Source organism: Alteromonas sp. LOR, assembly GCF_000753865.1.
Taxonomy (GTDB): domain Bacteria; phylum Pseudomonadota; class Gammaproteobacteria; order Enterobacterales; family Alteromonadaceae; genus Alteromonas.
The window spans coordinates 56,673-82,480 of sequence record NZ_JQFW01000001.1 but is presented as its reverse complement, the minus strand read 5'-3'; the positions used below and the strand labels follow the sequence as shown (position 1 = coordinate 82,480).

Annotated in this window: 22 protein-coding genes and 1 pseudogene; 12 read left to right on the top strand and 11 right to left on the bottom strand. The window is 44.7% G+C overall.

Annotated features, from left to right (window positions below; all coding sequences use genetic code 11):
* Positions 1-4: 4 nt before the first annotated feature.
* From JV36_RS0100325 to JV36_RS0100310, 4 genes are read left to right on the top strand one after another with little or no spacing between them, the layout of a single operon-like run.
* A complete protein-coding gene (locus tag JV36_RS0100325) occupies positions 5-1,039 on the top strand; it encodes an extracellular solute-binding protein (RefSeq protein ID WP_032094689.1) in 1,035 nt (344 codons plus the stop codon).
* Entirely contained in the window at positions 1,036-2,556 is a 1,521-nt protein-coding gene (locus JV36_RS0100320) for an ABC transporter permease (protein ID WP_032094688.1), read from the top strand. Before JV36_RS0100325 ends, JV36_RS0100320 begins: the two co-directional genes overlap by 4 nt.
* Complete coding sequence (locus JV36_RS0100315) at positions 2,556-3,590, top strand: ABC transporter ATP-binding protein (protein ID WP_032094687.1); 1,035 nt, start codon at positions 2,556-2,558, stop codon at positions 3,588-3,590. Before JV36_RS0100320 ends, JV36_RS0100315 begins: the two co-directional genes overlap by 1 nt.
* A 3-nt stretch (positions 3,591-3,593) precedes the next feature.
* Entirely contained in the window at positions 3,594-4,775 is a 1,182-nt protein-coding gene (locus JV36_RS0100310; RefSeq protein WP_032094686.1) for an NAD(P)/FAD-dependent oxidoreductase, read from the top strand.
* 136 nt (positions 4,776-4,911) lie between these two features.
* Here the strand turns inward: JV36_RS0100310 and JV36_RS20030 are convergent.
* Positions 4,912-7,782 (bottom strand): annotated as a pseudogene (locus JV36_RS20030) (type I restriction endonuclease subunit R); the annotation flags it as partial.
* Positions 7,783-8,261: 479 nt separating this feature from the next.
* Between JV36_RS20030 and JV36_RS0100300 the strand changes: the two are divergent.
* Entirely contained in the window at positions 8,262-9,296 is a 1,035-nt protein-coding gene (locus JV36_RS0100300; protein ID WP_032094685.1) for an Abi family protein, read from the top strand.
* A 47-nt stretch (positions 9,297-9,343) separates the two neighbouring features.
* Here JV36_RS0100300 and JV36_RS0100295 read toward each other — a convergent pair whose 3' ends face one another.
* From JV36_RS0100295 to JV36_RS19640, 3 genes are all read right to left on the bottom strand, one after another.
* Positions 9,344-10,126, bottom strand: a complete 783-nt coding sequence (locus JV36_RS0100295; protein ID WP_032094684.1) for an HNH endonuclease — start codon at positions 10,124-10,126, stop codon at positions 9,344-9,346.
* Positions 10,127-10,526: 400 nt separating this feature from the next.
* Positions 10,527-10,814 carry a hypothetical protein gene (locus tag JV36_RS0100290; RefSeq protein WP_032094683.1) on the bottom strand — a complete coding sequence of 96 codons (288 nt, stop codon included), beginning with the start codon at positions 10,812-10,814 and terminating at the stop codon, positions 10,527-10,529.
* Positions 10,815-10,847: 33 nt separating this feature from the next.
* Positions 10,848-10,991: a hypothetical protein gene (locus JV36_RS19640; protein WP_160173345.1), complete on the bottom strand. Its 144-nt coding sequence runs from the start codon at positions 10,989-10,991 to the stop codon at positions 10,848-10,850.
* Here JV36_RS19640 and JV36_RS19975 point away from each other — a divergent pair.
* Positions 10,991-11,113 (top strand): hypothetical protein, encoded by a 123-nt coding sequence (locus JV36_RS19975; RefSeq protein ID WP_268746520.1) that lies wholly within the window; start codon positions 10,991-10,993, stop codon positions 11,111-11,113. The genes JV36_RS19640 and JV36_RS19975 overlap by 1 nt on opposite strands.
* Before the next feature lie 224 nt (positions 11,114-11,337).
* On the opposite strand, the gene JV36_RS0100280 is transcribed toward JV36_RS19975, so the two are convergent.
* Positions 11,338-11,652, bottom strand: coding sequence for a hypothetical protein (locus tag JV36_RS0100280; RefSeq protein WP_032094681.1), 315 nt, complete (start codon positions 11,650-11,652; stop codon positions 11,338-11,340).
* A 345-nt stretch (positions 11,653-11,997) separates the two neighbouring features.
* Between JV36_RS0100280 and JV36_RS0100275 the strand changes: the two genes are divergently transcribed.
* Positions 11,998-12,312 (top strand): hypothetical protein, encoded by a 315-nt coding sequence (locus JV36_RS0100275; protein ID WP_032094680.1) that lies wholly within the window; start codon positions 11,998-12,000, stop codon positions 12,310-12,312.
* A 303-nt stretch (positions 12,313-12,615) separates the two neighbouring features.
* On the opposite strand, the gene JV36_RS0100270 is transcribed toward JV36_RS0100275, so the two are convergent.
* The 3 genes from JV36_RS0100270 to JV36_RS0100260 all read right to left on the bottom strand — a co-directional run bounded on the left by JV36_RS0100270 (position 12,616) and on the right by JV36_RS0100260 (position 14,985).
* On the bottom strand, positions 12,616-13,479 hold the full coding sequence (locus JV36_RS0100270; RefSeq protein ID WP_032094679.1) for a hypothetical protein: 864 nt from the start codon (positions 13,477-13,479) through the stop codon (positions 12,616-12,618).
* Between the two features lie 421 nt (positions 13,480-13,900).
* Entirely contained in the window at positions 13,901-14,533 is a 633-nt protein-coding gene (locus JV36_RS0100265) for an MCP four helix bundle domain-containing protein (RefSeq protein WP_032094678.1), read from the bottom strand.
* A gap of 224 nt (positions 14,534-14,757) precedes the next feature.
* Positions 14,758-14,985, bottom strand: a complete 228-nt coding sequence (locus JV36_RS0100260; protein WP_032094677.1) for a hypothetical protein — start codon at positions 14,983-14,985, stop codon at positions 14,758-14,760.
* A 209-nt stretch (positions 14,986-15,194) separates the two neighbouring features.
* On the opposite strand from JV36_RS0100260, the gene JV36_RS0100255 reads away from it, so the two are divergent.
* Together JV36_RS0100255 and JV36_RS0100250 are read left to right on the top strand one after the other, a co-directional pair.
* On the top strand, positions 15,195-16,661 hold the full coding sequence (locus JV36_RS0100255; protein ID WP_032094676.1) for a RimK family protein: 1,467 nt from the start codon (positions 15,195-15,197) through the stop codon (positions 16,659-16,661).
* Positions 16,651-17,895, top strand: a complete 1,245-nt coding sequence (locus JV36_RS0100250) for a GNAT family N-acetyltransferase/peptidase C39 family protein (RefSeq protein WP_052010033.1) — start codon at positions 16,651-16,653, stop codon at positions 17,893-17,895. The genes JV36_RS0100255 and JV36_RS0100250 overlap by 11 nt, the downstream gene beginning before the upstream one ends.
* Positions 17,896-17,926: 31 nt before the next feature.
* Here JV36_RS0100250 and JV36_RS0100245 read toward each other — a convergent pair whose 3' ends face one another.
* The 3 genes from JV36_RS0100245 to JV36_RS0100235 form a co-directional block, all read right to left on the bottom strand.
* Positions 17,927-18,121 (bottom strand): hypothetical protein, encoded by a 195-nt coding sequence (locus JV36_RS0100245; protein WP_032094675.1) that lies wholly within the window; start codon positions 18,119-18,121, stop codon positions 17,927-17,929.
* A gap of 126 nt (positions 18,122-18,247) precedes the next feature.
* Complete coding sequence (locus JV36_RS0100240; protein WP_032094674.1) at positions 18,248-19,282, bottom strand: AraC family transcriptional regulator ligand-binding domain-containing protein; 1,035 nt, start codon at positions 19,280-19,282, stop codon at positions 18,248-18,250.
* Positions 19,266-20,165 carry a diguanylate cyclase domain-containing protein gene (locus tag JV36_RS0100235; protein WP_032094673.1) on the bottom strand — a complete coding sequence of 300 codons (900 nt, stop codon included), beginning with the start codon at positions 20,163-20,165 and terminating at the stop codon, positions 19,266-19,268. Before JV36_RS0100235 ends, JV36_RS0100240 begins: the two co-directional genes overlap by 17 nt.
* 306 nt (positions 20,166-20,471) lie before the next feature.
* Between JV36_RS0100235 and JV36_RS0100230 the strand changes: the two genes are divergently transcribed.
* Genes JV36_RS0100230 through JV36_RS19155 form a run of 3 tightly spaced genes read left to right on the top strand, consistent with a single transcriptional unit; the run spans position 20,472 to position 25,794 of the window.
* Positions 20,472-23,174 (top strand): TonB-dependent receptor, encoded by a 2,703-nt coding sequence (locus JV36_RS0100230; RefSeq protein WP_032094672.1) that lies wholly within the window; start codon positions 20,472-20,474, stop codon positions 23,172-23,174.
* Positions 23,175-23,191: 17 nt separating this feature from the next.
* Positions 23,192-24,178, top strand: coding sequence for a metallophosphoesterase (locus JV36_RS0100225; protein WP_032094764.1), 987 nt, complete (start codon positions 23,192-23,194; stop codon positions 24,176-24,178).
* Between the two features lie 41 nt (positions 24,179-24,219).
* A complete protein-coding gene (locus tag JV36_RS19155) occupies positions 24,220-25,794 on the top strand; it encodes a phytase (RefSeq protein ID WP_160173344.1) in 1,575 nt (524 codons plus the stop codon).
* Positions 25,795-25,808 lie beyond the last annotated feature (14 nt).

Below are 25,808 nucleotides of genomic sequence, written 5' to 3'. Positions count from 1 at the left end.
CTAGATGCAACGAAGAACATTCTTACAAGGTTTAGCTGCCGCTGGTGTATTGGGCAGTGTACCTTTCAGTTTAGCCCAAGCCGCATCTGTAGCCGGTAGCGTTTCTGTAGAATCGCTACCCAAGTTAGAGGGCGACCTAACGCTGTATTTAGGGCGTGGGGAAGGCGGGCTCTACGAGAATGTTCTCGATGCGATTAAAAAACGCAATCCTAAGTTAAGCCTTAAAATTCGCCGCGGTGGCTCTGCCGCGTTGGCGAATACCATTGTTGCTGAGACTAAAGCAGGCGTGAAGCGCGCTGACTTATTCTGGGCGGTAGATACGGGCTCTATTGGTATGGTTACCGATTCGGGCGCAGCAAAGCCCCTTCCTGCAAGCATTACCAATCAGTTAAAGCCCGGTTTTCAATATCCTAGCTGGTCTCCGGTAACTGGCAGAGTACGTACGATACCGTACAACACCGAGCGCGTTAATCTCGAACAAATTCCTGATAGCGTAATGGCATTAGCCGACAGCGATCTAAAAATTGGCTGGGCGCCTGCATACTCTTCATTTCAGTCGTTCGTTACGGCAATGCGCGTGCTAGAGGGCGAAAAAGCCACTCGTATGTGGTTAAAAGGCATTAACCGCAATGCTAAGAAATATGCTGGTGAGCTTGGTGTAGTCATGGGCGTAGAGCGTGGTGAAGTGGATATTGGTTTTGCCAATCATTATTACACCTTACGCTTAAAATCGGGCAAGCCTGACGCTAATGTGGCGTTAGCCTACACCAACAACGATGCGGGCTGTTTGGTCAACGCATCGGGCATTGTCGCCTTAAGCGATGGCGATCTGCCGGTTAACTTCATTCGTTATTTATTGACTCATGAAGTACAAAGCTACCTTGCACGAGAAGCTTATGAAATTCCATTGGTGCAAGATGTTGCTGCACCAGAAGGGCTGGCGAGTTTGACCTCGCTGTCTCCCCCTGAACTCGACCTCCGCAAACTTGCAGACTTGCGCCCAACCCTAAATATGATGAGGGATGTTGGCGTACTGTGACAAATTGGCCAAAGTCGTATCCACTGGCACTACTCATTGCGCTGATGGCTTTATTGCCCGTCGGCGTTTTGTTTTCTCTAGCTCAAGACAGTGCGCAATTATTCGATACTCATAATTTACGAGTACTAGGCAACACGGTTGCATTAATGGTACTGACCATTATTGGCGCAGTGATCATTGGCGTGCCGCTGGCAATGTTTACCGCCTACGTGCAATTGCCGTTTAAACGATTTTGGCTAATTGTATTAGCCGCTCCGCTGGCGTTACCAAGCTATATTGGCGCGTTTGCCATGTACTTCTCGTTTGGTCGCGGTGGTGAAATAGAAAACGTGCTGGGTATCACCACGCCGCCTATCAGCGGCTTGTGGGGCTCGGCGCTTGTCATGAGCCTGTATACCTACCCGTTTGTTATGATGACCACGCGTTCTAGCTTACTCAGTTTAGACGCCAGTTTAGTGAATGCGGCTCGTACGCTAGGGCTTTCATTAGGTGCAAGCCTTTGGCGTGTAGTGTTGCCTCGAGTAGTAAACAGCATTGCGGCGGGGGCTTTGTTGGCCGCGCTTTATGCGCTTTCCGATTTTGGAACCCCAGCCATAATGGGCCTCGATACCTTTACCCGCGTTATTTTCGTTGAATATAATGCGTTTGGTTTAAGCCAAGCTGCCATGTTGAGCTTACAGCTTATGGTGATAGTTGGTCTTATCCTATTTATTGAAAGTCGCATTAGTGGTGCAACAGAGCGCCCTGGTCGACACCTGTCACTTTTCCCAGCGCGTTGGAAATGCAATTTAATGCTGCTTTCTGCTATGCCCATCGTGTTTATGGCAATTGTTTTGCCTCTCACTATATTTACCCTCTGGCTGGTGCGTGAGGGAACCGGTGGTTTCGAACTAAGCTATGCATGGAACTCTGCCCACGCTTCTTTCCTCGCGGCTCTTGTGGCTGTGCTATTGGCAATTCCTGTCGCCCATGCTGCTATTGCAGGGAAAGCAGGCCGTTTGATGGAGCGCATTACCTACTTTGGCTTTGGTGTACCTGGCATCGTTATGGGTACTGCACTGGTTTATGTTGGCCTACAGCTTCCTGCGCTATATCAAACCCTAGGGCTACTAGTCATGGCTTACGTACTGCGCTTTTTGCCATTGGCAGTAGGCAGCGTAAGAACCACCGCCGAAAATATCGATTCAGGCTTAGTAAAAGCGGCAAGAGTACTTGGCGCAAGCCCCAGAGAAGCCTTTACACGAATTACGCTACCGCTAACCCTTCGTGGTATGATTGCCGGTGCTGCATTAGTCTTTCTAGAAGCTATGCGAGAGCTCCCGGCTACCCTTATGCTTGGGCCAACGGGGTTTGAAACACTAGCTACTTATATGTGGCGTGTTTACGAAGCAGGCTATTTTGGCCGCGCCGCTGTGCCGGGCTTGCTGCTAGTTTTATTATCAGGCGTTGGGTTAGTCCTAATGCTGTCGGGCGAACGAAAAGCCCAATTTACCGTTACCGAGGATGAACGTTCGTAATGCTAAGTGTTAGTAATTTGTCAGTGAATTATGGGTCTACCCGCGTTGTCGACAAGTTAAATTTAGAACTTGGGCAAGACGAAATACTCATGTTGGTAGGGCCTACAGGCTGCGGTAAAACCACTATTTTGCAGGCGCTAGCTGGCCTAATACCGTTATCCGAAGGTGAAATTCGCCTAGGTAAGTGGACAAGCACGCCGGCTAAGCATGTTCCGCCTGAAAAGCGCAATGTAGGCATGGTGTTTCAAGACTTTGCGCTGTTTCCTCACCTTACTGTGCAGCAAAACGTATGTTTCCGTTTAAAAGACACCTCCCTTGCCGATCATTGGCTAACGCTGTTGGGGCTAGACAATTTTCGCGACGTTAAGCCAGCCAGCTTATCTGGCGGTCAAAAGCAACGCGTTGCATTGGCAAGAACCCTGGCTCACGAGCCTGCCTTTGTTTTACTTGATGAGCCGTTATCAAACCTTGATGCTGCGCTAAAAGACAGCTTGCGCTGGGAAATACGCGACGCCCTTAAAAAAGCGGGCGTACCGGCTATTTGGGTGACTCACGATCAAGAAGAAGCGCTCAGTGTGGGTGACAGAATTGGCATTTTGAACAAAGGCGTTTTAGAGCAGTTAGACACGCCAGAGTCATGCTACTCAACCCCGAACAGCCGCTTTGTAGCGCGCTTTATGGGTGAAGCGAGTTTCTTAAAAGCCAGCTTCGACAATAGCGCGAGCAATACAGATAACACAGTGATTACCGATATTGGCCGCGTGCCGGGTACGCCACTTCAAAACGCAAACGGCTTAGTAGACCTACTGGTTCGCCCAGACGATTTAAGTTTAGACGCTACTCATGCCTCGCCCAATGGCACGGTAGACTGGGTGCGTTATGAGGGTGAAAGCCGACTTTATGCTGTCACCCACGATAACGGCAGTCAGCTTAAAGTACGCGTAAGTCACGAAAACGCGATTAAGCCAGGTGAGCGTGCGCATATGCAGCTTATTACCACTCACCCGTTAGCAGTATTTCCAAGAGAGGCTTAATACGTGATTAAACGTGATGTGATAGTGCTTGGAGCGGGAGCTGCCGGACTTTTTTGTGCCGCGCAGGCTGGTGCACGAGGGCGTAGCGTAGAGGTACTTGATCACGCCAAGAAAGTAGGCCGAAAAATACTTATGTCTGGCGGCGGGCGCTGTAATTTTACCAATATGTACGCAGGGCCAGAGAACTTTCTGTCTCAAAACCCCCACTTTTGCAAGTCGGCTTTAAGCCGCTACACGCAATGGGACTTTATATCACTCGTTGCCGAGTACGGTATTGCTTATCATGAGAAAACGTTAGGGCAGTTGTTTTGTGACGATAGCGCTAAAGATATCGTTGATTTACTGCTTAAAGAGTGCGAAAAAGCCAAAGTGACGATAACCACACGCTGCGAGATATTGTCGATAGAGAAGCGCGAAAGTAAGTACATACTATCCACTTCAAATGGTGACTACGAATGCGAATCTCTTGTGGTCGCTACTGGCGGCTTAAGCATGCCAAAACTCGGAGCAACGCCTTTTGGCTATAAAATTGCTGAGCAATTTGGGCTAGATGTGCTGCCAACGAGAGCGGCCTTGGTACCATTTACTTTGCATGACAAAGACAAAGAAACCCTTGCCGATTTAAGTGGTGTAGCGGTAGATGTTTACGCAAGCTGCAACGACACCACCTTTAAAGAGGCCATGTTGTTTACTCATCGAGGGTTAAGTGGCCCTTCTATGCTGCAAATTTCCAGCTACTGGGAAGCCGGCGATACATTAAGTATTAATACGACTCCCGATAATGACCCTCACGAGCTGATAAATAACGCCAGAGCACAAACGCCTGACGCACTGCTTGCTACCTGCTTAAATAAAATTTTTCCCAAACGCGTATCGCAAAGTTTTATTGAGCTAAATGAATGGCGCAACGTGCCGGTGAAGCAACTGTCCCACGGGGAATGCGAGAATATAGCAAACACCTTAGAAAACTGGCATATCAAGCCAAACGGCACAGAGGGTTATCGCACAGCGGAAGTCACCATTGGTGGTGTTGACACCAATCAACTGTCGTCAAAAACCATGATGGCCAACAATGTGGAAGGGCTTTATTTTATTGGTGAAGTAGTGGATGTCACCGGCTGGCTAGGGGGCTACAACTTTCAATGGGCGTGGAGCAGCGGCTGGGCAGCCGGGCAGGTGGTGTAGTGATCTGAAGTAATTAAAACGAAGACAGAAGAAATTAGAGCGAAGACAATCTTCTAGCAAACCATGTACTAAAAAAGCTTAACTCATTGAAAGTTAGGCCTTAAAGATTGTCTTCGTTTTTACGAAGCTTAAATTCTTATAACTTTGCATCGCTACTCAAACCCTTCATCAACACATCAAACATTAATCCAGCAAAGCCTTTTGCGATTGCTTCATTTGACAGAAGTTTCATCGCCATGTCGTTATGTACATCCATACTTTCGATGATGGCGCTGTTGATTGATTCTGGGAATTGACCGAGCATCGCTTGTTCTTTAGTGTTGTTGCGAAGCTGGTCCATAACGACTTCATTTTCCGAAATTTTGCCTGCAATTGTATTGGCATAATTGAGCATATCGTTTTCAGATAAGCCATCTTCGATAAACAAATCGTTCATTCGTTGAATGATTTCATTAAGAAGCTCAGTTTTGGGGTCTTTCGGAACTGCACCAGAACCTTCTTTTGCATCAGGCAAATAAGACTTTGGTTCTTCACCAATTTTGACACCGAGTTGCAAGTCAGCCTCTCGCTGCTCGTGTAAACGGTAGTGCGTCATTACCACATCAGATAAATCAATCTCGTCCTCCACCACATCAAGGCGAAGCAGTGGGTAAAGATGTTTGGCGAAAACACTTAGCTTCTCTAGCTCAAGATCATCAAAATTGACAATTTGAGACGTAAACTCGTAGAAGCGATAGAACGACATTAAGTCTTTCTTGAACACTTCCAGAATATCTCGTGCTTCCATTGCGTGTTTAACGCTGTTTTCGGCAAATTTGATTTTCTTATCATTCTGTTCAATCTTTGCTTTAGACAATTCTGCCTGTGCCGATTGAAGCACCTGAGAAGCTTCTTTATAACGAACGGAAAAACGGTCAACTGCGGGTTTACACAAATTGGCTAACTTAGCTTGATTAGCTTGTTTGTTGTTATAGGTCTCAACAAATGCCTCAACCTCTCGCCATTGGTAAATACCGACTTTATCGAGCTTCTTCATTAGCTCATAAACAATATTGGGGTCAGACACACCAGCTAGTTCAGCGGTTTGAAAGTAAACCTTAAACTCCGCCAAAATCTCTTCAGGGTCATTCACAAAGTCGAGCACAAAGGTTTTATCTTTACCTTTGTAGGTGCGGTTTAGCCTTGAAAGAGTTTGAATACACTCAACGCCTTTTAATGGTTTATCGACATACATCGCCACCAATTTCGGTTGGTCAAAACCAGTCTGGAACTTATTCGCAACCAGCATCACCTGATAATCTGTGGTGTCAAATGCTTTACGCATATCACGGCCACGCAGACCCGGATTCATATTATTTTCTGTAAATGGGTGATCGGGTAAATCAGGATCATTCACTTCACCCGAAAAGGCGACCATAGCATTAACATTTGTATAGCCTTTTTCTTGTACGTATTTTTCAAAGACAAGTTTGTAACGTACTGCTTCTAGTCGGCTACTGGTAACAACCATTGCTTTTGCTTCACCGCCCAACAGATGTTTAATTTTTCCATTAAAATGCTCAATGATAGTTTCCACTTTCTGAGCAATGTTATACGGGTGTAAGCGAACCCACTTTGCCATTTTTGAAGCGGCTTTTTTGCTGTCCATTTCTCGGTCTAGATCAGGATTTTCATGGGCTAATTGATAAGCGACACGATAACTGGTGTAGTTTTGTAGAACATCCAGAATAAACCCTTCTTCAATCGCTTGGCGCATTTAGTAAACGTGGAATGGCTGTGGCTTGTTGGTGTCGCTTGCTGGTTCATCAAGGTTTGGTCTGCGACCAAACAGCTCTAATGTTTTCGCCTTGGGTGTAGCGGTAAAAGCAAAGTAGCTGAGCTTGCTTGAACCTTTACGAGCTTCCAGAGATAAACGCAGCATATCTTCACTGTCCAACTCTTCATCACCGTCTAACTGCTCCGCCATCAGCACTTCACGCAATTTGCGAGCAGTCGTTCCTGTCTGGCTTGAGTGCGCTTCATCCGCTATAACTGCGAAGCTGCGACCAGCTAGCGTAGAATCTTTGCGGATAGCCTCCAAAACGTGTGGGAAGGTTTGAATAGTCACGATAATGATAGAGGTGCTAGCCCTTAGCTCCCCAGCTAATTGTCCTGATTTAGAGCCTTGCGCTTCTTCTCGGTTAACACGAGCAATCATTCCTTCATTATGATCAAACTGGTAAATAGTGTCCTGTAACTGGCTATCAAGAACCGTCCGGTCCGTGATCACTATGACAGAGTCGAAAACCTTATCTCCTGCTTGTTTGTTAAGCTCAGGGTGATCGATGTAGTAATGCTTTGAAGCCAATTGATGAGATAGCCAGGCAATCGAGTTAGATTTGCCTGAACCTGCGCTGTGTTGAATAAGGTATTTATGCCCTGTGCCTTCGCTATCCACTGTTTTAAGGAGCTTAGAGACTACCGCCCACTGGTGATAGCGAGGGAAAATCATTGTTTCTTTTTGAGTGATTGAACCGTCTAAGTTTTCAACATCTTTAACTTCGAGGTGAATATAGCGGCTGAGGATCAACAGTAGGTTTTCTTTCTGGAAAATCTCATTCCAAAGGTAAGATGTGGCGTAGCTATCTGAGCCTTCAGCGGATAAAGAGTCAGGGACATCGTTACCTTTACCACCTTCACTTGTGTCTTGGTCAAACGGTAGGAAAAAGGTCTTCTTGCCAGCTAAGCGAGTAGTCATAGCTACGTTATACTGACTTACAGCAAAGTGAACCAACGCACCACGTTTAAAGGTCAATAACGGCTCTAGTTTACGAGTTTTTGGATCTTTCGGCTGCCTGTCCTTCATATACTGGACTTTGGCATTATCAACCGACTGTTTAAACTCAGATTTGAGCTCACAAGTCGCAACAGGGATACCGTTGACGAATAGTGTTAAATCTAAACGTCCATCATAGCCATTAGGGGAATAAACCAGCTCTGGCACAACTCGCAAAATGTTTTGCTCATAATCGGCCCCCATCCCTATGTGGTGCTGTCGTGTCATGCCGCTATTCCAGAGCCTCACCTGTTCCTTTTTTTACGCCTGATGCGTGAGCTCAATACACTCGGCGCAGGTGATTGTGAGTTTCACGTCTTTTACATTGATGTTGATGAGAGAACCGGTATTCCTACACCGCACGTGGATGAGATAGGAAGTCACTCGTTGTGGTTTGATGAAATTGCAGAAAGGTACGAAAAATTGTATCGGTGCGGCAGATAAACCTTCAGTTATCTGTATTTCACGTATTGATACATCGCCGTAGATACACCCTTATAGGGGCAAAGATTAACTGTTGATCTTTAAGGGCATGGGTTTACCATACCCCTAAAAAGCGAAAACCCGAGAGGGACTGTTGTCTGTCTCGGGTATCTAGATAGATTGTTGAAGGCGCATGATAATAAATCAGAGGGACCGTTCAACTGCTCTAATAAGGATTCTAGTAAAATATGGCAGAAAGTCAAGTCCCATATACCTATAACAACAGTGGCGAATTGAAGTCTAACTTATCGGAAGAACGATTTAAGCCCTTTCTGATGAAGGCAGGCTTCAATGAGGAATATGCTTTTAATCTATATTTATACAATGCAAGACTTGCTAAGTCCTTCTTGTATCCATTACACATCTTGGAAGTAACGCTTCGTAACAAGATGAGCGGTATTTTTTCTACTCTTTACGGTCCGGATTGGCCACGCTCCACCACCTTTCGAGGCGAGCTAAGTCAACAGAGCGAAGATGCGCTGGATAAGGGGATCCAGAGGGCGAAATCTCATGACACAGAAGACATCGTGGCAACCCTCACGTTTGATTTTTGGTCCAATCTTTTTCGTTCGGAGTATGACAGGCCATTTTGGCAGTCAAATATGCAAACATTACTGCCAAACACGACCAAAACACGGCATGAATTTCAGCAGCATGTCAAAGATCTGAATAGATTTAGAAATCGCGTCGCCCATCATGAGCCAATATATGGTCTAAATATTTCCAAATATCACACAGACTTACTCGACGTCATTAAGTGGATAAGCGAAGAAACGCATGACTGGACGAAGCATCATTCAACCGTCAATGGTATTTTACGTACGTCACCTAGCGCCAATGGTGAGCCGAAACCTCATTTTGGCGAACGGTGTGATAACCAATTTTTGAGAGTCGACAACACTACGACACTGAACGATATCCCGAGCTGTCGATTTTATTATTATGACGGCGATGTGCCGCTGATCATTGAAAAATCGCACCTTCTCGATTTTATGCTCCGAAACAAAGAGTGTGATGGCACTTTAATGCTGGACTTAACGGAAATTACCTTTGGCGAGATCATTAGCACCCTTCAGCTGCCGTCAAACACTCAACGGTGTGGAAGTACTGAAAGTTTAATAAAAGCGAAACAGATATTTAAGCAGCGAGGCATTGATTACATCATCGTTGAAGAAGCGAGTAATGTTGTTGGCATCATAGCGAAAGCGCATAGACAATATTAATAAAGGAACGTAAGCCCCATAAAGCAACGTTCGCTTCCGTTATTCGGTTAACCAAAATGCTTTTGCCTATGACAATTGGGGCATAATGCGATTGCATTTTCCACGGTATCCTCCCCTCCATGGGCCAACTGTTGAATATGGTGCACTTCTAGATAAGGGGATCCATCTTTTCTACGCGTGAAGGGCGCAGGGGTCTTGCACGATCCACAGATGCCCTTGGCACGAAAGAGGACTTCAGCCACCACATCTGGGTTACGTTGAAATACGCTCACTTCAACAATGGAGGTCTGTGGGATTTTAGGCGCTTTTTGCAATCGACGTTGCCGCTCCTCAGCGGAACGCTGTTGAGAACGGACAACGTCTTTCTCAAAGTCTTTGTCTATGTCAGAGAGTACCACCGCTTTTGGGGCGAGCAGTGCCGATAAAATATGCCTGACGTCGGTTGAGATAGGAGCTCTGAATGACACGCCTTGCGCACAGAAGTGGCGCTTAAAATTGCTCCAATTCTTATTCCCTCTTGTTTCATGGGGAAGTAACTCGCTAAGTACCAATTCATCCAGTGTGATTGATTTATCGGGGACGGTCTGTTCTTGGAGATGAAAGCGTAAAGGACGATTAGCGGTGGGCTCATGATATCGACCTGTCACTTCGTACAACCCACACAGTTCAAACGTGGGCCACTCTTTTAGTTTTTGAATGATAAAGACTTTATCGTTCGGTTGTACGCGTTCGTACTTCCATCGTTGCTTCTCACTCAGTCCGTAGCCCATGCCAGTGGTAAATGCTGAAGTATTTTCAGGACCATGATAAGCATAATAATAGTGAGACATAACCTCTCCATGTCAGGCGTCTTTCAACATACTGCATATTGCATCAACGCCAATGAAATTGGAATAGCCGGAATATGCGAAAATAAAGTAGAGCGGACTATATCTTAATGTGAAAATAAACAACAGGTTGACGGGAAATGGTTACACGTGACGTTAAAAAAACAAAAAATAACGCTACGCAAGAAACGTTGCGTGAACGCGCCAAAAAGATAAGTTTTAAACGCGTCAAACATGCAGAAATGTGCTTGAAAATGTATTAAACATAATCCCTTCTTATGCGCCATTAGGCCCAAAATCGCTGTTGGCGGTCCATTTCCCCTGAACGTGTCATTTATCGCACTTTTCTAATCAATTCTCGGGATAAACGAACGCTAACCATCATGGAGTAATCGGCATGTCCTTACTTTCGCATGCGCTCGACCGTCAGGCCGTGGGCCTGGGCGAATGCTAGGACTTTGCCTTCAGTCGCGACCACATCATGCTGATAGCGACAGCAGAAAGCGATCCAATGTTGTTCCGGTTTGAAGACTGCTCGCACATCATTCAAGCCATGATCAATGCCATATTGAGTGGTATCGATGGGCACAGCCTCATGGGCGTGAAAGTGTTCCTGCGCAAACTGGGTCAGCAGAGGGCGAGGCTCCGTGTCTGCATCCACCTTCCATACATAATTACAATACACTGTCATGGTGTCTCCTTTATGCTGGGTCGAGGGGAAACATCACTGACCCGGATACGTTGCACGGTCACGTGTGCCGCACGCCACTTTGCCAGCTCGCTGTCCAATAAAACCCGTTGTAATGAGCGCACGCAGCCCTCTTTGAGTGGATGCAGTATCGAGATCTCCCCATTTGAGGCCGTCCAATGATAGCTACCTTCTTTCGTATGGATAGGTACAGCAGCTTGTCTTGCGCAGTGAACGCTAATCGAATTGTCATTGAAGAGCGTGACGAGACAAACCTGGGTAGCGGCGTTGTTAGCGGTTAGTGTGTAAAGTAGCCAGCCATCGGGGTAAGTGAGCATGTCATGCTATCGTGTCAGTGGTATCTCTCTTTACGCTAGTATAATGAGAGAAATAGATCAATAGTTTATTATAAACAATGAGTTAGCATTATGTTGATACTAACTCCATTGATGCATTTAACTTGTAAAAACCAATGCCACATGCCACCGTGTGCCATCAACATTCAAAGGTGAGTGATGTCTTATGATTATGGTGTTGGTGCGAACAAAAACCAACTTAACCCATTAAAGCCACCATCATATTCAATCAGCACTGCGTCTGGAATATCGATGATAGCTACCACTTCTGCCGGTGACAGTGATTCAGGGTCCGAAATACCTTGCTGCTTAAGCGCTTCTGCGACTCGCTCTGATACATAGCCAACGCCCTCGCTTTCGAAGCAGGTGTATAACACAGTATCGTCCGCTTCGATATCAGCGACCTCTTCCTCACCATAAATGCAAATCCCCGAAAAGGGTGAATACAAATTTACATCTGATGTTTTTAATTTAATAAGCGCCATGTCATTCTCCTATTTGATAGCAAAAGTCGCGTTATACCATAGGTTTAAAAGCCCAATTACAATAAATTTTGCTTTGCAGTAGCGACTGAGTATTATTTAAACGTGAATGATTAATCAGTAGATGTTTTTGGCTGTAAAGTGTGTGCGTGTGAGCGTACCCGTCTAGATACGACTGCAATAGTTAGACATACGTGATGTTGGAATGAGATTCTATAGGCTAAGTGGTTCTCATGCTGTACCTGTGTCGCAAACATCATTGGCAGCGAGAGGAAAACAAGTATTGCCAGTTTCTAGGAGTTCCTCTATAACCTTGAATTCGGTATATATTATTAAAAAGGGAAGTGAATGAATAAAGAAGATATTTACGCGCAGGTATCTGTTGAAATAGAAGAAGGAAATATATACCAAGGCTTGTGGGCAGAAGCATTTAGTAAGGCTGAAGGCGACCTTCAACGAACTAAAGCTAAGTATATTGAACTTAGAGTCAATGCTATAATTAGACAGTTCAATGATCAGAAAAATCACGAACGAGCAAAGAAACTCAAAAATTTATTTACACCAAAGAGCGAGCCACCCCCAGCGGTTAGCAAATTTGATGGAAAAGAAGGGCTAATGACTGAAAAGGCCAAAGAATCAGTTAGGCGCTTGTTTAGGTGGTGACTCGCCTCACATCCACAAAATATGGTCTTTTACGGAGTTTTCTCTCTCACCAATCTTAATATGCATTCGCAGGCACGTTTGCCTACTTTAATTAGCACTCCAAGTAAAGAGGTTCTAAGTCGAACGTTTGTTCCATTTTGAGAGCGTTGCACAACGCTCATGCGGAGTTTATTGCTAGACCCATAACAATATTACTCTTTGTTCGAATATAGAAGCCACTGCCAGTAAGTTCTCATGCTGACGCTTTTGTTGTAAAAATTTCTATATTGTCTTCCATCTTAAGTCGATAACTAAATCATTTAGCTATGATTTGTTTTGATCGATCATATTGCTTTCCCAATCGTCCCCGTCATAAGGAAATAGCCACTCTTCTCTCTCAGATAAATAGTGCGGTTCTTCATAATACTCAGCGTCAACTGCTTCAGAGAGTGAAAAAGGGTTGAGGTCTTCTTCAACTTCATAGATGTAAGAATTATTTTCTTCTGGCTCGGGCGAGCATCGGCCACTTGCAGTACGGATAGGATTAATTTCATGCAAGTCTATAAAAAACTTCGAAGAGTTTGAAATTACACGAATTGTCGTGCAGTACTTTTTTGAAAGGCGTTTCGCTTGTAATGAAGCTTCTGAAAATGTATTAAAAACTAGCCAATCTGATTGTCTAATTTTTTTCAAGCGTGAGCGTATTGCCCCAGGTGTTCTATTCAGTTTTGAAGCCATTAGGCTTACAGATAGGCCATCAATAATACAATCTATTAACGCATCAACGTCATGAAGTGACCATTTCGCGTAAGATTGTTGGTGTACTTGGCTGGGTATAATAATTGAATATGGGTCGTTTTTCGGTTCAAGAGAGTTACCACGAAGTGTGCTTTGGTTCGCTTCATAACTTGCAAATTTTTCTTTATAGTGTGACTTAGATTGAACCGATTGATGAACTCGCTCTCTTTCTAACGGAGGTGAAACGCTGTTCGCTTTTGATTGAGTTGCTGATTCATCCGACAACAAAAACCAAATGAATAAACCGGTGATAATACTTGATAGGAAAAAAACCTTAGGAAGTGCAGCTTCAACACAGTAAGACTTAAAACAGCCCCCGTAGCCTATTTGATTAATGAACAAAATAGCGATAAACGAAACTACAAAACAGAAAAATGCTCGTAAAATCATTGTTTTTTTGCGATTCCTTATGCAATAGCCGATGTACTCAACATCTACTTGTCTTTGAAGTATAGAGTATTTGATAACAGTTTGATATTTCTACATGAAGCTCATTTACTTATAGAGTTTTCGTGTTTAAGGTCTCCCGCAAAATGTACGAACGATTTTGGTACTCGAGTCAAAATTGCCTCCCAATCTAATAGAGGTTTTCCACATGTTGGGAGTCGAGATTACAGATGATCTTAGACTACCTTCAAGTTCGTACAAACACGTCTTCGTTTTTATTTGAGATTTGTACACGTTTTAAGGCTGTAGCAGTTTCTGCTGCGCAGAAACTTTGTCTTCGTTACAGTTAAAAAAGTTCATAGTTTGTTTTGTTGGTGTTTTGCGACAATAAAGTGCGCAACCAGCTGCCCGTATAAACTGAGTTTTACTCAGACACAAACTCATCTTTTTCCTTCGAAGAAGGCAGTAAAATAATGATAAAGATAAGTACTGCCGTAATGATTAAAAAGTACTTCTCCAGCGAACGATAAGTGCCCATCGACTCGGTGGCTCTTTTACTGACTGCGAGCTTATTTCTGCCCTCTGCCAGCTGAATGTCTGATAGCTTATCTAAATCCCTGTTCAGCGCTTTGAGCTCTAGCTGAAGGGTCGCAATTGCTGCGGTATCAACTGTTTTCTTGTCAGGTGATGATACTTCTTTTTCTAACGCGACAAGTTCAGTAAAGCTGGTTTCAAAATGATTCAGCGTGAACGCTTCAAAGTCGGTCAAATAGGTTTTCTTAAACGCATTGATAATAGCGAAGGCTTGTTTGTTAACCTTTTCATTCTCACTCGTGAAAAAAGTATAGTTTTGAGCCGCAAGTGCGACTTCCTTCTCGTGCAAGAAACCAGCGAGTTCGTAAATCATTCCGTTTACCACAAGGCGATCTTCGTAAATCTCCTCAATAGAATCTTTCACATTGTTAAAGCTATTTAGGTTGGTCTCGCCCTTTGCATATACCAACGCAAGCGACGTAAGAAAAACAACCGTACATAGCCCTTTACTTGCCCAGCTCATGATCCCTCCTTTCACGCTACATTACAGGCACGCTGAACACCAACGCTGAACACCAACGACAGTTCGTTAGCCGTTTATGGGTCTGTAAGTTTTATGTTTACTATTTGTAAAATGATAGGTGGAGCGGCGCAGAGATACAAGGTTGCTAATCGCAATGTTGTCGCTGTTATAGGAGATGCGCCTAATGTGTAGGCGCAGAAAAGGACGTGTGTAATGCAAAACTGTTAACGTGGAACAGACTTAACAGGTTGATAGCCCTCTATGTCTAGCTCTTCATTGATACAACTAAGCAAATAATCATCAAGTGATAAGCCGTCTGTGCCTTCATCTTCGGCAAGTTCTGCACAATACGCTTTATACTCAAGAACAAGTTCCTTGCTCGCAACTGGTCTTTCGTCAGCAAACGTGGTCGCAGAAAAAACTAGCCCTGCTAATAACCAAATATATTTCATGTTATCTCCAAATAAGTTCATTCAGTGAACGTATTAAGCTTAAAATTAATTGGCCAAAATACGAGCAAAATAATATGACCGTTAAGGACAAATTATTTCGTTCAAATACTGCTGCTCATCCATTGATATAGCATCAAAAAAGTCTATATTCCGCGCAATCAACTCAATGTCGCATGTAGTGTGCGACATGTACCTATTTGGAATTAAAAATGATAACAACACTAATTGTTGTCGACTCACTATCTGATGCTCATCAACTGCACTTTCAAAACTGCGAAGTGGTTGATTTTGAACAATACCTTTCACAATTCCCCAAGCGTGGGGAAGGCAAAATGCGCGTTATCAATTTGTGCGCAACCGACCGCTATTTAAGTAAGGGCTATTACTGTTCATTGTTAGCCGAAGCGCGCACGCACAAAGTACTGCCAAGCGTGAATACCATTAATAATTTGATCATTGAAAGTGAAGAGCAGTCGCTTCAAATGAAAACCGTTACGCTGCCAAAATCGTTGAGCGATGAAGCCATTGATGGCAGTCGCTGTGATGTGTTTTTTGGTACCACTAAAGCAGCATCGATGAGCGCAATCGCCAAGTTTGCCTTCGAGCGTTTTCCAGCGCCCTTTTTGCGTGTGTCGGTAAGTAAACAATCAAGCGCTACGGTAATGACGGTAGGTTTTGGTGACTGGTGCACCGCTAACGGTGAAGACAAATCAGCGTTAGCCAATGCGCTTCAAAGCTACGTAGAAAAAACCTGGCTACGTGGAAGTAAGCAAAAGCAAGCCCGCTGGGATATGGCGATTTTATGTAATGAAAATGAAGCGACACCGCCTAGCGACGCTAAAGCGATTAAGCATTTTATTAAAGCGGCGAAGCTTGTGGGTATTAACGCTGAAGTGGTAAATGCAGCGCAGGCCGCAGCTAATATTACTCATTATGATGCGCTATTTATTCGTGAAACCACGGCCATTAACCACCCAACTTATCATATTGCTCGCAAGGCAGAGCAGGAAGGATTAGTGGTAATAGACGACGCGACCAGCATTTTGAAATGTTGTAATAAGGTGTATTTGCACGATGCGTTTAGCTATCACAAGGTGCCCTCGCCACGCAGTCACTTTGTGTCTGATAACACGGCATCAACGTGCCAAATGCTAGCGGATGAGTTTGGTTTTCCGATGGTACTGAAACTGCCAGAGAGCTCATTTTCAATGGGCGTATTTAAAGTAAAGGATAATGACGAGCTGAAAGATAAGCTTGAAGCCATGCTAAACGAATCTGCACTGGTGTTAGTTCAAGAATATATCTTTACCGAATTTGATTGGCGCATTGGCGTATTAAATGGCCGGCCTATTTACGCGTGTCGTTATCATATGGCGCGAGGCCACTGGCAAATATACAATCATGATGCAAAAACCAATACGTCAGGTGGGTTTGAAACACTGCCAACCTTTGAAGTACCAAAGCCTGTGTTAGATGCAGCGATAAAAGCATGCTCAATGATTGGTAAAAGCCTGTATGGCGTTGATATTAAGCAGGCCAACGGCAAAGTGTATGTCATTGAGGTAAACGACAACCCCAGCATCGAGGCTAAGGTTGAAGACCTGTACTTAGGTAAAGAGCTTTATATGATCATTATGCAGGAGTTTGTAAACAGGTTGGAAGCCCGTGGACGCTAGCTTAAAAAGCCAGGCACAACATTGCCCATCTGTGGTTAGTTTTCGACTGGCAAAGGCAGGCGATTTAGATGCCCTAGAGCACATTGAGCAACGCTGTTTTGAAAGCGACAGGCTTTCGCGCAGGCGTATGCGCTATTGGATAAAGGCTGAGCACGGTATTTTGCTAATAGCGGAAAGCGGCAGCGGCATTGTAGGTTACGGCCTTGTTATTTTGCGCAAGGGCAGTCGCTCTGCTCGCCTGTATTCTCTAGCGGTACTTGCTGAAGCTCGGGGGCAGCGGATAGCGCCTTCACTTTTGCAAAAGCTTGAAGCGTTAGCGGCCGAGAAACAAAAGCTGTTTATTCGTTTAGAAGTTGCTGAAGATAACAAAGCGGCAATCAAATTGTATAAGCAGTTAGGCTATCGCAAGTTTGGTATTTATCGGCAGTATTACGCAACAGGTGCCGATGCGCTGCGCTTTCAAAAGCCCATACAGTATGCAAGCGCTATTGGCCCTCAACAACACTACCCGTGGTATAAGCAAACTACGGCGTTTACGTGTGGGCCTAGTGCCTTAATGATGGCGATGAAGTACGTGCAAGAAGATACGCGGTTTGATCAAACCACTGAAATTGCGATTTGGCGACAAGCTACCACTATTTTTATGACCTCAGGCCATGGCGGTTGCCATCCGTTAGGTTTGGCGTTAGCTGGGCACCAGCGGGGTTTCAACGTTGAAGTATATTCCACACAAATAAATGATTTGTTTGTAGATGGCGTGCGCAGCGAACACAAAAAATCGATTATGCGCATTGTAGAGCAGGATTTTATTGAACAGGCTTTAAAGGCCAACATAGCGGTACATAAAACAGACATTCAGCTGGCTGAAATTGAAGCGGCACTAAGCAAAGGTTACGGCGTTATTTGCCTTATTAGTACATATCAATTTCACGGGATAAAAGCGCCTCATTGGGTAGTAATAACGCATGCTGATGAACGTTGCTTGTATTTACATGATCCTGATGGAAGCGAAGGGTTTTATGATGAGGCTGGTGTGAGGCTAGATAGTACGAATCATAATGGTGGCATTGGCTTAAACGGCGCAGCTGTGAGTGACGCAGATACAGCAGACAGCGAAGACATTGATTTAGATTATCAGCACCTGCCTATTCTAAAGCAAGACTTTGCATCATTGTCGGTGTTTGGCAAAACAAAGCTACGAACGTGCTTGGTGATTAAGCCTCGAGGTTCGTAGCTCAGTTTTCGTAACTAGGTTTCTATCCCCACTAATGAATGACAGACGAAGTATTCTGCTCGCTTGGTTTGACGTTTTTGTCATGGCTTAAGTCGACCGTGGCGGCATCTTCAACTAAAGCAGTCATTGCATCGATAATATCGAGAAAACGCCCAAGTTGAGCTGGAGACAGGTCTTTAGAAAGATGTTCAATTTTATTGATGAGTTGCTTAGTAGGTAAACGCATAGTCAAATTCTCGTCGTTTTAGCTCAGGTTTTAGTTAACTGAACATAGACTTACAATTTGCTTGCCAAGTTTTGAGAGGGTCATCAAAAATACTTATATAGGTCGTGATCTAGCGGCCTTGGTAAATTAAGAAATAGAGTTGCGAATTTGGGTTAATGTCATACCGGTAAGGCGTTTAATAAAGCGCCGAAGGTTAGTGGTATCGCTTACAGAGAATGCTTCTGCGAGTTGTTGGGTGTTTGCCCTGCATGTTTGTACCATCATAATTGCGTGCTGCTTTTGAATGCTGTCGCTAAGCTGCTTGAAGCTCATGTTGTGCTCAGCTAAACGACGCTTCAAGGTAGCAAGGCTTATGGAAAGTGTTGAAGCAATTTGCGCTGCTGTTAAGTCAGGCTGTTGTATTAACAAATCCTGGATCCGTTCGGTCAATGCATACATAGGTTGCCTCGACACCGATGCTACACCGGTTGTAACCCAGTCCTCATCGGCAAGAGAAAAACGCTCCTCCCAGGCCTCACGAGGAATTTTGATCATTGTCACAGGTTGTTCAAAAGAAAGCCGCGTACCTAAAAACTCCTCGTAATCGTAGATGTTGCGTGGACGAGCCCATTCAAAATCAAAACTTAAAGGGAACCGTTTGTCTGTTCCTTGACGAACGATAGACATCATCCAAGCAAAGGCCACTTCTACCTGAAAAGACCAGTTTTCTTTTGCACCAAAACTATCTTGAGGTACAAGATAAACCGTATCGTCGTGATAATACGTACGCCAGTGAATAAGTGGCATACAGCTCCAGCGCATGTGAGAAAGAAGCTCAACACAATGCGCTACGTTGCGACATCTCAATAGGATAGATAGCACGCCGAGCATGTGACTAGAGGTGAGCATTCGACCTATTTGTAATCCTGCGTCTCTGCTCTTCACACTCTTTTGAACTCGCTGGCTCAATAGCAGAAGCTGTTTAGCACCTAAACTTTTGCCATTAGCAATATCTTCTATGAAAAGTCCTGTACCTCTTAGCAAAGCATCGCTTTCGATACCTTGTGAAATACTCATATCAACCATAGCCTGCGCTAGCGGCCAGGCAGTTAAGTGCTTGTCAGTAACACCTAGAAGCAATGATTTGGGTACGGTGTTAGGGTGATTAGGCTGCGTGTGCATGCTGCTTATCTAAGCTTTGATTGAGCTTGAGGATGGTTGCGTTTATGTCAGCCATACTTACTATTTCCATTGCAGCGTGACGAGCACTCAAACAAATAGCGGTATTACATTGGTGGGGATAAAAAGCAAAATGATGAATACTTTGGCTGAGTTGGTGTATGCAGTTTGCTGAATCAACCTTTTCATCTTGCAGCAATAAAATGGCGAAGCGGTCTCCAGCAAACCGGCAAACTAGCGCGCCACTTGGAAGTGATAGCGATAGCATTGAGGACAATCCTCGCAAGTAGCGGTTACCTTCATTATGCCCGTACTGGCTATTAAACTGACTAAAGTCATTTATGTCTAACATCACTAACGTTTTATAAGAGTGAGGTTTATGGGCGAAAGCTTGCTCTAAGCGCATCATCCAGTGCTCTCCGCTGTATAACTGAGTTACCGGGTCCAAGTCTTCCGTATTACGAACAAAGCCCTCTCTTGTCTGCCACTGGGCGTTAAGCATCAACTGTTCTTTATGCCATTGCCAAACAGCAATAGTGGTCATTACCATGCCGATAGAGGCAGGAATAGATTCCATCATAGAAACCCAATTAGACGTGGCTGAGTAGTCCATAAACTCATCCATCAAATCTAAAAGTGAAGAAAACAGGATAAGGTTAAGGCCTATCACCAGCAGTTGAGTTAACTTCCCCGAAGGACGACTAATCAGAAGTGCCAATATCCACAGCAATAGTACTAGGGTCACACTCCCTTCACCCAATACATCAAGCCATTCAATACCCGAGGGTTCTGGCGTGCCCGCTAAAATGCATATCGCAAAGGCGAGTATAGGAAGTGTTAGTGACAGCGAGAATAAACCTTGATGCCGTCTTAAATGTGAAACCATGATGAATAACCTAAATACCGTGATATGTGCTGTTTAACGTAATCTACCTTGGCGTAGTAGTGTTATTTTGGCTCACGAATATGACAGTTTAACGATGTGCAGCACCTTGTTAATCGATATTTCGGCTATTAATTCAATGTAAACAGTGGTTTGGGTACAGGTCATTTTGGCTCAGGGAAATGGCGAGTCGGGCTTTATTGATGTTTATCTGCGTATTTTTGGCAGCTAGGTCAAAAAACTGTCACGGAAACGTCATTTATTCACCCTACTTTGAGCTGGCTTTCACACAATCAGAAGAACTCAGGTATGCACACTAGAAAATTATCTCTTATCGCCATTGCTTGCTCGGCAGCGTTGCAATTTGCGGCACCTCAGGCAATAGCGGCCGAAGCGTCGCAGGTAGTAGGCGTAGTCACCAACGTAAACAGCAGCAAATTATTTGCTGGCGCCAAAATCGATATTCAGGAGTTGGGCATAAGTGTTTATGCCGATAAAGAAGGTCGTTTTAGAATTCCACGCATTGCACCAGGCACTTATACGGTTGAAATAGATTATTTAGGTACAGAGCCTTCCACGCAAACAATTGTCGTTGGCGATGATATTACCAATGTTACCTTATTGGTTGGTGCTGCCAACGATACTATCGAAGAGCTTCTGGTACGTGGACAACGAAGTGGGCAAGCGACAGCAATTAACAAACAGCGCATGGCTGATGGCATAACATCAGTCGTGTCTTCGGATGCAATAGGTCAGTTTCCTGATCAGAATGCGGCAGAGTCACTTCAGCGTTTGCCGGGTTTAAGTATTGAGCGCGATCAGGGCGAAGGGCGCTTTGTAGGTATTCGCGGAATCGACCCGAACTTGAATAATGTCACCATTAACGGTTTGAATATTCCTTCTCCAGAGGGCGGCGTTAGGTCGGTAGCCCTTGATGTTATTCCTTCTGAACTCATCAGCAGTTTAACGGTTTCAAAATCTGTCACCTCTGATATGGATGCCGATACCATTGGCGGTAATATTGAAGTGAAAAGTGTGAGCGCGTTTGACCGAGCCACTGACAGCGCCTCATTTACCGCCCAGTTAAGTCAAAACGAGCTTCGCGACGCCTTGAGTCCTAAGCTTGCAGGCAGCGTCACCCATAAAATAAATGATAAGTGGGGCATTGCTGCTGCACTAAGCTACTTTGACCGTGAATTCGGGTCAGACAACATAGAAAGCAATGGCGATGATGAAATTGAACAACGTCATTACGCTATCACCCGTGAACGTCTTGGTGGAGCGGTAAACATTGATTTTCGTCCAGATTTTAATAATCAGTATTATTTACGCACCTTATACAGTCGCTTCTCAGACTCAGAGTTCAGACAAGCCAACGTTTTCGTATTAGATGGCGATGACTCAGAAGTAGAGCGCGAAAGTAAAGACCGATTTGAAGAGCAAAGTATTTTAAGCATATCTGCCGGTGCAGAGCATGAACGCGACGCATGGACGATAAGCTATCAAGCAGGTTACTCCCGCTCAGACGAAGATGAACCAGATGCGCTTTACTACGTTTTCACCGGTGCAGATGCAGGTATTGATGGTGATTTAGAACAACGTATCCCTCAACTTACGGTACCTGAAGCACTCAACGACCTTGGCAACTACGAACTCGATCAAATGAGTTTCGAACGCAATAACGCAAAAGATACAGAGCTGAGCTTCCGCTTCGATATTGCTAAGCGAATAGACTGGTTTGATAGTGAAGGTGAAGTGAAGTTTGGCTCTAAATATCGAGCACGAGAAAAAACCGCTGCGGCCAATATTTCGATTTTTGACGGTGGGTTTGATGGTTTTGACAACGCGGCATTTGCTACCGCTTCTCCAGAATACACCCTCGGAAATTTTGGACCAGGGCTTAATCGCGGTGCGCTAAGAGACAACTTCAATCAGCAGCGCAGTCAGCTCGAATTGGCTGAGTTAGATTCTCGCATAGAGTCTCAGGGTAATTCTTTTAGCAATGATGAAGATATCTTTGCTGCCTATGCCATGACCCGCTTTGACTGGGAAAAACTTCGCTTAGTGGCTGGTTTGCGCTATGAAAGCACGTCGTACAGTACCGCTGGCTCTCAAGTATCGTTAACCGAGAATGAAGACACAGATAGCGTTGATTTAAGCATTGAGCCGGTCAACGCCTCACGGGACTACGACAATCTCTTCCCTAGTATCAACCTGCGTTACGCCTTTACAGAAAAACTCATTGCCCGCGCGGCGTTCACTCAAACCCTTTCCCGTCCAAGCTTTGAAGATGCAGCAGCGTTTCAAATTATTGAGGCGAATGTGAGAACGGAAGATGGCGAGCAGGTAATAGAGCGTGAGGCAAGCGTAGGCAATCCTGAGCTATTACCCTATGAGGCGGATAATTTCGACCTAATGCTTGAGTATTACCCAGGGAGTATTGGCGTTTTGTCTGCCGGATTATTCCACAAGCGTATCGACAACTTTATTGTTGAGGCAAATGTGGCGGGCACGGGGCCATGGGAAGGGTTCGAAGAAGCTTTTCAACCCGTTAATGGTGAAGAAGCCACCCTTACAGGGTTAGAACTAAGCTGGGTTAAGAGTTTCAACAATGGACTTTTATTCTCGGTTAACAGCACATTTTCTGATTCTGACGCGCTCACCATTCTTGATGGCGAACGCTTTGAAACTAAGTTACCAAATCAATCAGACACGGTTGGTAATGTGGTTGTAGGTTATGAAAATGACTCGCTAAGTTTGCGTTTAAGTATGACTTACAAAAGTGACAACCTTGAAGAAATTGATGATGGCATGTTGCGCATTGAAGATGATCACCAGCAAATTGACTTCGTTGCCAAATATTACATAAACAACGATATGCAGGTGTATTTCAATGGCATCAACTTAGGTGACGAACCTATGTACCACTATTTTGATGAGCGCAATCGCAATGCCCAATTCGAACAGTATGGCCGCACCTTTGAAATTGGCTTTATTTGGCGTACTCAGTAATGGGAAGTAATGCAAACATGAAAAAGAGTTTCTTGTTTACGCTTTCCATCGTTCTTATGGGCCTTGCTAGCTTTTCGCTAGCAAGCCATGAGATCTACGATAGCGAGTACTATAGCGAAAATACGATTAAAGGCCTTGAGACAGTAGAAGACGGTTTTAGCTTTCTAGTACTAGGTGATTGGGGCCGAAACGGCCACTTTCATCAACGAACGGTCGCGAAATGGATGGATATTGCAGCGGCACAAGCAGATGCTGAATTTGTTGCTACAACGGGAGATAACTTTTACAGCAACGGTATAGCCTCTATTCACGACCCTTACTGGCGCAGTTCATTTGAAGACGTGTATACCGGCCCCAATTTGTTTATCGACTGGTATGCCACATTAGGTAATCACGATTACAGAGGAAATTGGCAAGCGCAAATTGATTACAGCGACATAAGTCGTCGCTGGCAAATGCCGGCGCCTTACTACGCTAAGACAGTTGATGTTTCCGATAAGGCGTCTGCGCTTATATTGTTTGTAGATACTAGCCCCCTGAACCCTGCATATGAGTCAGAGAAAAAATACGCGGCGGCGATGGCGCAAGATGGTGATGCGCAACTCGCTTGGATCCATAAGCAGCTTAGCGAATCAAAGGCAGAATGGAAAATTGTAATAGGTCACCATCCATTGTATTCCAGCGGCAAACGTTATGGCAAAACAGGCGGTATTCGCAATGTGATTGAACCAGTGCTAGAGCAGTACGGCGTTCAGGCGTATTTTGCGGGTCATGAGCACGATTTGCAGCACAACCGCGCTGCCAATAAAAAGGTAGAGCACTTTGTTTCTGGTGCCGGTTCTGAGCTACGCCCGGTTAAGCAGCGAGAATTTACCTTGTTTGCTGAGTCTCAAGCGGGTTTTGCAATAGTGTCGATGGACAGTGCTAAGTGCCTAGTACAATTTGTTAATGATAGTGGAGAAGTGATTTATCGCTATACCATTTCTCTTAGTAAGGATAAGTAATGTTTCTTCGCTTTTTTACTTATAGTGTAGTTGGACCTTGTTTGGCAGTTTGTGCCCTCGTGTGTCAGGCCTCCCCCAAGCCTCTTCTAGCCCATATTCCAGAGGATGCGGAAATTTATGCAAGTCATAGCATTGATGAAAACAATCAATTGTTGGTGCATATCGACCCACTTACACAAGCGCTGGTGGTCAGTGCCGTTACCTCATTGAATAGCCGCTTTGAAATAAAAGAACAATACCGCTCACCACCACCTGATGCTGACATTGAAACACTGTGTATATTCCAAGATACACAGGGTATTGGCGCGTTTGTTTTCGACGCACGCGGGATGGCCTCACAACAATACCTCTACCTTCAATCTAACGCACAATGGCGACAGGTAGCCATTCGTAATTTTTCGATGGGTGGCGAACCAGAATACTGCATGGTGGATAACGCTTCTGGTCAAATCTTTATTGCTGAAGAGGGGATTGGAGTGTGGCAAATGTCGGTAGCGCCCGAGTCTGAGCTGACGCGATATTTATCACCCTTAGAGCTAGATGAAGATACTGTTTCCATTGCGCTGACATCGGCAGGAAAAGGCGAGTTAACTGACGAAATGGGCATGGTTCATTCGTTTGATGTTAAGCCACAGGACTATCAACGGGGTGATTTAGCTATGCTGACTGCCGATGGACAAACTGACCCAGTACAGCGATTCGGTGATGCTGCTGACGACCCCGCTATTTGGGTAAACAATGAAACACCAGAGCGTAGTCTTATTATTGGAACTGACAAAAAAGCGGGGCTTGATGTTTTCGATTTGAACGGTAAACGGTTACAGCACCTTCCCATTGGAAAAGTAAATAACGTTGATGTGCGACAGTCGGTGCAATTTGGTGAAAATAGCATGGACCTAGCGGTAGCGAGCAATCGTAGCGGCAACCTGCTAAGTGTGTTTGCTATAAACGGAAAAAACCGGAGGGTCACACATATTGGCGATGTGTCGACACCCTTAAACGATATTTATGGTCTTTGCCTTTACCAACCAAAACAAGGCCTTGAGGTGCTAGTTAACGACACTGACGGAACCTACTTGCGCTATGCGTTAACCGTAGCCGGTGACACGGTAAGTGCATCGCTTGTGGAACAGTTTAACGTACCTAGCCAACCTGAGGGATGTGTGGCTGACGATAAACACCAGCAGCTATTCTACGGGGAAGAAGCAAGCGGAATTTGGCTACGCAGTTTGGCAGGCGTTCAGCAGACAAGTACGCGAATAGCCGGTTTGAGCAATACAGTGCATGCAGATATTGAAGGAATGGATATCTTTTATGTTGATGAAAAACGTTATTTAGTTGCTTCTAGTCAAGGCAACAATAGCTATGCGGTTTATGCTATCGATAATGATTTTGACTGGCTGGGAAGCTTTCGTATCACTGCAGATATCGAGAACGGCATAGATGGCGCATCCGAGACTGATGGTCTTGCCATAAGCAGTGTACATCTCGGTAGCAGCTACCCTCAGGGACTGCTAGTTGTGCAAGATGGCCGAAACGTTATGCCTAGTGATAAGCAAAACTTTAAGCTGGTATCAGGCTCAAAGCTGGCTGAATTTATTCGAAAGCACCGTTAAACAAAAGCCGTAAA